This is a genomic window from Oleiphilus sp. HI0079 (genome assembly GCF_001635105.1).
In genome coordinates this window covers 1-726 of the sequence record NZ_LWFT01001040.1, presented here as the reverse complement: position 1 = coordinate 726, position 726 = coordinate 1, and the positions used below count along the sequence as shown (strand labels likewise).

The window sequence follows — 726 nt, the reverse complement described above, 5'->3', positions numbered from 1 at the left end:
GCCTCTGGAATATTTATTTGCTCAATGCCCGGAATGTTGCCAATTGAGAACGTGAGTTTGTCTGCGTCGCGACTCAGTGCTAGATCATCCCCAATATAAGAAAAATCAAAATTGCCTTCAGGCGGACGATAGCGCTCGTCTTCAAGAATGTCTGCGACAGGGATTGTTGTAAGCTCTTGATAGGTTGGTACATCTACCACAGGTTCTGATTCAAAAGCCGCATCGACGGTCGAGTTTCTAAGAAGTTCGTCATCCAGCTCCACGGCGTTAGCGAGCCCTGTTTGGGACTCTTCAGCTTCGATCAGAAGTTCTGAGTCTGTGTCTTCGCCTTCGTACGGGGCGATTGTGACGCTGGAAACCGTTTTTTGCTCACTTAGGCTTTGTTTTCGAGGCGTGATGATGATGGTCGAGTCTTCGATATAGGTTTCAGTGAGCTCAGAGCTGCTAAGTGATTTCACTTCAGCTTGTAACGGTGCGACAAATAAAGCGAGCCCTAGCGTAAAACCCAGAACTGAAAACGTATCGTAAGAATGAATACGTTTTGAAAGGTGTTGTTTCATAATCATCATACTTCCCAAATATGCCATGTCAGTATTTACCTAGAAGCAGGTTATTGCAAGTTGGGCGTGTGATTAGTCAAACATAAATTGCAGCTTTGTGCTGTAATTACGGCTAAAGGCGAGAGCCAGTTACCAGAGCTGAAAACGGTCATTGGAGAGACGATAT

Annotated in this window: 1 protein-coding gene; it reads right to left on the bottom strand. The window is 45.3% G+C overall.

From position 1 onward, the window contains the following. On the bottom strand, positions 1-587 hold a 587-nt coding region (locus tag A3750_RS18740), incomplete at its 3' end, for a hypothetical protein (protein ID WP_156498735.1). Positions 588-726 lie beyond the last annotated feature (139 nt).